Origin of the sequence: Marinobacterium sp. xm-d-564 (assembly GCF_013283345.1) — a bacterium.
Lineage (GTDB): Bacteria > Pseudomonadota > Gammaproteobacteria > Pseudomonadales > Balneatricaceae > Marinobacterium_E.
This window is the reverse complement of record NZ_WBYO01000013.1, coordinates 33,603-40,729: the sequence shown is the minus strand read 5'-3', so window position 1 is coordinate 40,729 and position 7,127 is coordinate 33,603. Positions and strand designations below refer to the sequence as shown.

8 protein-coding genes are annotated in these 7,127 nt (G+C 49.0%); 3 read left to right on the top strand and 5 right to left on the bottom strand.

All coding sequences use genetic code 11. From position 1 onward, the window contains the following. Positions 1-149: 149 nt before the first annotated feature. Genes XMD564_RS11065 through puuE form a run of 5 tightly spaced genes read right to left on the bottom strand, consistent with a single transcriptional unit; the run spans position 150 to position 4,294 of the window. A complete protein-coding gene (locus tag XMD564_RS11065) occupies positions 150-1,328 on the bottom strand; it encodes a urate hydroxylase PuuD (protein WP_173508341.1) in 1,179 nt (392 codons plus the stop codon). Between the two features lie 8 nt (positions 1,329-1,336). After that, positions 1,337-1,855: an ureidoglycolate lyase gene (locus XMD564_RS11060; protein ID WP_173483639.1), complete on the bottom strand. Its 519-nt coding sequence runs from the start codon at positions 1,853-1,855 to the stop codon at positions 1,337-1,339. A gap of 12 nt (positions 1,856-1,867) precedes the next feature. Next, the gene (gene alc / locus XMD564_RS11055; protein ID WP_173483640.1) at positions 1,868-2,854 is read right to left on the bottom strand and encodes an allantoicase; all 987 of its coding nucleotides are present in this window, start codon (positions 2,852-2,854) and stop codon (positions 1,868-1,870) included. Between the two features lie 10 nt (positions 2,855-2,864). Beyond that, the gene (gene uraD, locus XMD564_RS11050) at positions 2,865-3,386 is read right to left on the bottom strand and encodes a 2-oxo-4-hydroxy-4-carboxy-5-ureidoimidazoline decarboxylase (protein ID WP_217363908.1); all 522 of its coding nucleotides are present in this window, start codon (positions 3,384-3,386) and stop codon (positions 2,865-2,867) included. Continuing rightward, a complete protein-coding gene (puuE, locus tag XMD564_RS11045) occupies positions 3,386-4,294 on the bottom strand; it encodes an allantoinase PuuE (RefSeq protein WP_173508340.1) in 909 nt (302 codons plus the stop codon). Before puuE ends, uraD begins: the two co-directional genes overlap by 1 nt. 194 nt (positions 4,295-4,488) lie before the next feature. Between puuE and uraH the strand changes: the two genes are divergently transcribed. The 3 genes from uraH (at position 4,489) to XMD564_RS11030 (ending at position 7,103) form a co-directional block, all read left to right on the top strand. Continuing rightward, on the top strand, positions 4,489-4,845 hold the full coding sequence (uraH, locus tag XMD564_RS11040) for a hydroxyisourate hydrolase (RefSeq protein ID WP_173481079.1): 357 nt from the start codon (positions 4,489-4,491) through the stop codon (positions 4,843-4,845). A 15-nt stretch (positions 4,846-4,860) separates the two neighbouring features. Further along, on the top strand, positions 4,861-5,583 hold the full coding sequence (locus XMD564_RS11445) for a GntR family transcriptional regulator (protein WP_173495520.1): 723 nt from the start codon (positions 4,861-4,863) through the stop codon (positions 5,581-5,583). A gap of 164 nt (positions 5,584-5,747) precedes the next feature. Then, positions 5,748-7,103, top strand: a complete 1,356-nt coding sequence (locus XMD564_RS11030) for a uracil-xanthine permease family protein (protein ID WP_173495519.1) — start codon at positions 5,748-5,750, stop codon at positions 7,101-7,103. Positions 7,104-7,127: the final 24 nt, after the last annotated feature.

Here is a 7,127-nt window from a genome sequence, read left to right as displayed (position 1 = left end):
GAAGTATGCAGAATCCATTGGGGCTAGAAGAAAGAGATCTTCATCAAAAGCCGGATATATGACTGCAGCTCACCTTAACCATTGGTACTTTTATCTTGCATAACGCGGGACGGACCATATATGACCTTCGGTCTGACCCCATTGTTCGACTATTTATCTAAAGCGTTAAACCACTGCCCGAGCATGACGCGCTCTTCCGGTAGCATGCCCGTTAGGTTGCCTAAAGGCATCGCCTGAGTCGCGACAGACTGTGCATGAATGCGTGCAGCGCTCATTAGAACATCCTCTTCTGTCTCCAGAATGACACCGGCAGGGGGAGCAGTGAACATCTCACTGGTTGGGTTCTTAGCGTGACAGCTAGTGCAGCGCTCATAGACGATCTGAGTCGCTTGCGCCAGGGTGACGTTGTTACTGCTTAGGGTAGCTTCCATACCTCGATTAGGGTGCGTCACATAAGCAAGGCAGATCATACCCAGAGCCGCGAAGGGGAGTGTCCATGCAAATTTTTGACTCTCGTGGCGGGTATTGAAGTAGTGGCGAACACCGACACTCAACAACGCAATCGCAAATAGGATGGCCCAGTTCCACTCATGTCCATAAGTGCTTGGGTAGTGGTTGCTGATCATAATGAACAGCACTGGCAGCGTCAGGTAGTTGTTGTGGCGAGAGCGAAGTAGGGCACGAGCGGGCTGTGTTGGATCAGGTTCGCGACCCTCTTTAATTGCTGCAACCAGATCACGCTGTCCCGGCATGATGACGCGGAATACGTTACCCACCATCATGGTGCCGGTAATGGCGCCGATGTGAATGTAGGCAGCGCGACCACTGAACACCTGCGTAAAGGCCCAGGCCGCAATAATCAGCAGCATCAGTAGAACCAATCCAAGCAGTGCCGGTTGTTTACCTAAGGGTGATTCACACAAGAAATCATAAATAAACCAACCTGCGATCAGTGACGCGATACTGATCGCAATGCCTTCCCATGCAGTTAGGCCTGAGCCAGGGGCGAGTAGGTAGAGTTCGGCATTTAGGTAGTAGACAACTGCCAACAAGGTAAAACCAGAGAGGAAGGTGGTGTACGCTTCCCATTTAAACCAGTGTAGGTTTTCCGGCATCTGTGGCGGGGCAAGTTTGTACTTCTCTAGATGGTAGATACCACCACCGTGGATGGCCCATAGATCGCCCGATAGACCCTCTCTAGGACTCTTACGGTTTAGGTTGTTCTCCAACCAGACAAAGTAGAAAGAGGCACCAATCCACGCGATACCAACGATCATGTGTATCCAGCGGACCAGTAGGTTGAGCCATTCTGTGTAGTGCGGATCCATATCGACCTCTAAGCGTTTAAATGATTGATATCTGCATCAAGAAGAGTGATCTCTCCGTCAGCAAAAAAGTGTTCGTCGCAGTTATTACCTTCGCCTTTGCGGTCAACGATCAGAAAATCACTGCCGTTCTCTAGCGCTAGGATAGGGTGATGCCACACCCCTTTACCGTAGTTCAGACCCTGACGCCCGTTGCTAATAAAAGCGCGAATATCGTTTGGGTTAGGCTGATCTGCAGGTGGCGCGACGACGATCAGAAAGCGTTGGCGCTCCATCGGGATGAAGGCTTGACTCCCCTGAGGGTGGCGCTCAAGCATCTTGATTTCGAGCGGGTAACTTAAGGTATCTGCCTTGAAGATACTGATAATGGCTTGGTCCTCTTGGCGATTCAGTTCAACCGTTGCCAATTGATGAAACCGCTGAGTTGAGCCATTGTTAATAGGAAAGTGATCAGAGCCTTCCGTCTCGATTACTTGGCCAAAAGGTTCAAAAGCCTCTTTTGTTAACGGTTCAATGGTCAGAGATCTCATCATTCACTCCTATTAAAGGGTTGGTTTACCAAAGACTCTTAAGCGCGACACACCACCATCTGGGTGGATGTTGAGCTTAACGTGAGTAATCGGTCCAAACTCAGGATCTACAGAAAATTTGTGAATCGAGTCGGCGCTTAGCTTCTGGTTAGGTAAGAGTGTTTTCCAAAATAGGCTCTGAGTGGCGATCTGTTCAGGTGAACCGCCACGAACATAGGCCGCTTGAATGTCACAGCTGTCAGGGAAGTTGCCTTTAAAGTGAGCAGTATCGATCTCGATCTCCTCTGCAACCCCTGGACTACCTAATGCCAGAATGACCCAGTCATAGCCTGGTGAGCGGCGGCGTGCTGTCTCCCAGCCATCACCCATATTAACGCCACGGCCAGGATTGGTTAGGTTGCCCATTTTCCCGAAATGCTCATCACTACAGGATAGGGCACAACCGCCATTCAGTGCCGAGACTAGATCGATGCTTTGTGAGTTGTCGACCGAATCCCAGTCGATAAACGGACGTCCATAGACTCGGAAACGCGCAATGCCACCGTCTGGGTAGATGTTTAGGCGAACGTGAGACCAAGGCTGATCGTTGTTCACTTCAAATAGGTGTTCGCTATCGCCCTGAAGATCGACCGATGGAAGCAGTGTGTACCACTTAGTTTTATCATCTGGATCCTGATCTGGCGAGTAACAGACATCGACAGAAGCTGACGGAGGAAAGTTTCCGGTAAAGAAGTTTGTGTTGATCTCTAGGGCTTGAATCATGCCCGGTGCACCAAGACGAATAACGGCGTAGTCATAGCCTTCAAAACGCTTGCGGCGTGATTCCCAGCCATCCATCCACTTACCAGCATCATCGTAAACACCCTCTTTCCAGACAGGGGGTTCAGGATTTAGCATGCGATTCACTTCAGCAAACCAGTCGTCAGTAACAAAGGTCGCTTTGGCTCCTAAGCGAGCATCTGCAAGGTTAACTAGGCGTTTCAGTTTCTGTTCGTTCATCTATACAACCTCACAAATCAGCCAGACGGAATGCGGCAATTTTATTAATTTCAGCTAAAGCTCGAGCAAACTCTTGCTCTGGCGTGTTATTGATACGCTCCTCAAAGCCAGAGAGGATTGCGTGTTTGTTGCTCCCTTTAACGGCCATGATAAATGGAAATTGGAATTTGGCTTTGTAGGCATCATTGAGCTCGGTAAATCGAGCAAACTCCTCGTCGGTCAGCGTATCGATACCCGCGCTGGCCTGTTCTGACGTCGATTCAGCCGTTAGTTTGCCTGCTCGTGCCGCTTTGCCGGCTAAGTCAGGGTGGGCAACAATGACACCGAGCTGCTCCTCATGGCTAGCACTTAAGAAACAGTCGGCCATTAAGTGGTGAAGCGCATCAATGAGATCGTGCTCTGCTGTGATCCCTTGATCAAATGCTTGTTCAGCAATCCAAGCGGAGTGCTCATAGATGCCACCAAATTTGGTGACGAATTCCTGTTTTGTTAGCTCGCTAGGTGAGCCAAATGCAAAGGTGACACTCATCATTAAGCCTCAGGTTTGTGGTGTTGATGCCAGTGGCGGGCAATATCGATGCGACGTGCGTACCAGACCTTGTCATGACTTTGTACGTAATCCAAGAAACGTTGCAGTGCAGCAATGCGTCCAGGGCGACCCAGTAGACGACAGTGCATGCCGATCGATAGCATTTTAGGGGATGTCTCACCCTCTGCGTAGAGGACATCAAAGGCGTCTTTTAAGTATTGGAAAAAGTGTTCTCCGGTATTAAAGCCTTGCACCTGCGCAAAACGCATATCGTTGGTATCCAGTGTGTAGGGGACAACGAGATGTTTCCCTTTCGGTCCATCGACCCAGTAGGGCAGGTCATCAGCGTAGGAGTCGGAGTCGTAAAGGAATCCACCTTCCTCCATGACTAACTGACGAGTGTTGGGGCTATCTCGACCGGTGTACCAACCCAGTGGGCGTTGTCCGGTTACTCGCTCGATGATCTCAATGGCTTCCTGCATCTCTTGACGCTCTTGCTCCATCGGCATCTCTTGGTAGGTAATCCATTTTAGAGCGTGTGAACAGATCTCATATCCAGCATCAACGAACGCTTTGGTGACATCAGGGTGGCGTTCCAATGCAGTCGCAACACCAAAAATGGTCAGAGGGATATCCCGTTTTTGGAAGGTATCTAATAAGCGCCATACACCGGCGCGACTTCCGTACTCATAGATCGACTCCATACTCATATGGCGTTGACCTGGGAAGGGGACAGCGGAAGGCATTTCCGAAAGAAAGGCTTCAGACTCTGAGTCGCCATGAAGAATGCAGCGCTCGCCTCCCTCTTCGTAGTTGAGTACAAATGAGAGAGCAATGCGCGATTCATTCGGCCAAGCTGCGTGTGGTGGATTCTTTCCGTAACCGACCAGATCGCGAGGGTAGTTGTTCATACCTAAAACTCCAATATTGATGAGCAGATTGTATACAATTTGTCAGTCAGGTAAATAGCGTAAAAGCATTAAACAGGCTCTAATCATGCAGATAATGCCAATTATCCGATAGACTTTAGTCGAATATTGCTCTATTTGTTAGATTTTATGTATACAAATCGGTATACATAATTAATCAATATTGAGGATTTCATATGAACGGTTATCTAACAACTCATGTTTTAGACACTGCCAACGGTTGTCCTGGTGAAGGGATTGAGCTAACCCTTTTTAAGGTTGAAGAGGGGCAATTAATCGAAGTGGTTTCTGCAGTGACGAATGACGACGGTCGTGTTGATTCTCCAATTCTTCCTAAGGGGGAGTGTGTCAAAGGGGTCTATGAGTTGCACTTCATGGCGGGTGATTACTTTAGACGTCGCGGCACTGAGCTCGCTGAGCCTGCTTTTTTGGATCAGGTTGTTATCCGTTTCGGTATTGCTGACGAAGAAGCGCACTACCATGTACCACTTCTGATTTCGCCCTACAGTTACTCAACTTACCGCGGTAGCTAAGTAAGAGTTTTCACAGTGGTTGAGCCTAAATCCACACGTCAAAAATCTAAGACTCAAGATCAGCATATCTACGAGGAGATTTTTGACGCTATTTTAGAGCAACGGCTCTGGCCAGGTACTCGCCTGAAAGAGGAGTCCTTGGGTGAAATCTTTGGTGTATCTAGAACCATTATACGACGCACGCTCAGTCGATTAGCGCACGAGCGTGTTGCGGTTTTTGAACCCAACCGCGGTGCCTTTGTTGCTGAACCCGATGTCTCGGATGCTCGTCAGATTCTTGATGCTCGTCGTCTTATGGAGTTAGCCATTGTTGAGAGGGTGGCAGAACGTGCCTCTTCGATCAAAGGCGAGTTTAAGAAACTCTATGATCTGATCGAGCAGGAGCATAAAAGCAGTGCGGCAGCCGACAAGGGCACGGCCATTCGTTTGTCGGGTGAATTCCATTTAGAGTTAGCACGCCTCTCTGGCAATAAACCCCTGGAGGGGTTTCTTCACTCCCTGGTACCGCAAACCTCATTAATCATCGCCCTCTATCAGGCCAAAGAGGGGAGTCGTTGTGCCATTGATGAGCACAGTCGTCTACTGGATGCGCTGAAGCTAGGTGATGCCGAGGAGGCGAAGCGTTTAATGGGTGAGCATCTAGATCATATTGAAGAGCGTTTGGCTCTGGATGAGTCACCGGGTAACCGAAATTTGGCTAAGGTGTTTGGGCGCCGAGCTGAAAAAGCTGGCGCATAACGGTGCGTCAAGTTAAATTGGATGCACATAAAAGGTGCAACAGCTTAAGTTTCTGACCTATTGGTTAATGATTTATTCATTTATATCAATGGGTTAGTGAAGTTGGCATTTGATGTACTAACAAAAATAAGAAGGCTGCATTGAGCAGTTGTTTGGAGGCAATAATGAGCAATGAAAAGATTTCGGCAGCGCAGATGCGCGACCCGAATTACACCCCACCGATGCATCTAGCAATTCCGCTAGGCATTCAACACGTACTGGCGATGTTTATCGCAAACGTAACCCCAGCGATCATCGTTGCGGGTGCAGCGGGATTTGGCTTTGGTTCAAATTCACCTGACTTCCCTAACATGATCTACATGATGCAGATGTGTATGCTCCTTGCGGGTGTTACAACACTGCTTCAGACAATTGGTGCAGGCCCTGTGGGTGCACGTCTTCCGATTGTGCAAGGTACCAGTTTCGCATTCATTCCTATTCTTATCCCATTGGTAGCGGGTAAGGGTGTAGAAGCGATGGCTATGGTGACCGGTGGTGTCCTAGTCGGTGGTCTATTCCAAGCAGCGCTAGCGCCATTTATTGGTCGCCTTCGTTTTGCTTTGCCTCCATTGGTAACTGGTCTGATCGTGCTGATGATCGGTTTGTCACTTCTTAAAGTGGGTATTCAGTACGCGGCAGGTGGCGTTCCGGCGATTGGTAAGCCTGAGTTTGGTTCGTTAGAGAACTGGACTGTTGCTGGTACCGTTATTGTGGTGACCCTAGGTCTGAAATTCTACGGTAAAGGCATGATCAGCTCAGCGGCTATATTGATCGGTCTGATTGCAGGTTACGTTCTGGCCTACTTTATGGGTATGGTTAACTTCGGTAACGTCGGCCGTGCTGCAAGCTTTGCGCTGCCACAGCTCTTCCCATTCGGAATCGAGTTCGGCGCAGGTGCCATCATAGGTATTGCACTTATGTCATTCATCTCTGCGATTGAGACAGTGGGTGACGTATCGGGTATCACCAAAGGTGGTGCGGATCGTGAAGCAACTGATACTGAGATCAAAGGCGCAACTTATGCAGACGGTCTAGGTACAGCGCTATCTGCTCTAGCTGGTGCACTGCCAAATACATCTTTCTCGCAAAACGTTGGTCTGATCGCAATGACGCGTATGATGAGTCGTCACGTGGCAACCATTGGTGCGATCTTCCTGATCGTTTGTGGTCTGATCCCTAAAGTGGGTGCTCTCATCTCTACTGTGCCAATCGAAGTATTGGGTGGTGGTGTTATCGTGATGTTCGGCATGGTTGCCTCTTCAGGTATGAAGATGCTGGCTGATGTGGATTGGAACAGCCGTAACATGGTGATCTTTGCAGTATCACTATCACTTGGCCTGGGTCTAATGCAGGTTCCAGAAGCGCTTCAGCACCTAGACGGTACAGTTAAGGCGCTTTTAACAACAGGTCTACTACCAGCAGCAGTCTGCGCCATCGTACTCAACCTGTTTATGCCTCATCCTAAGAAGGAAGAGGAGTAAGTTTTTAACTTACCTTTCTAATCG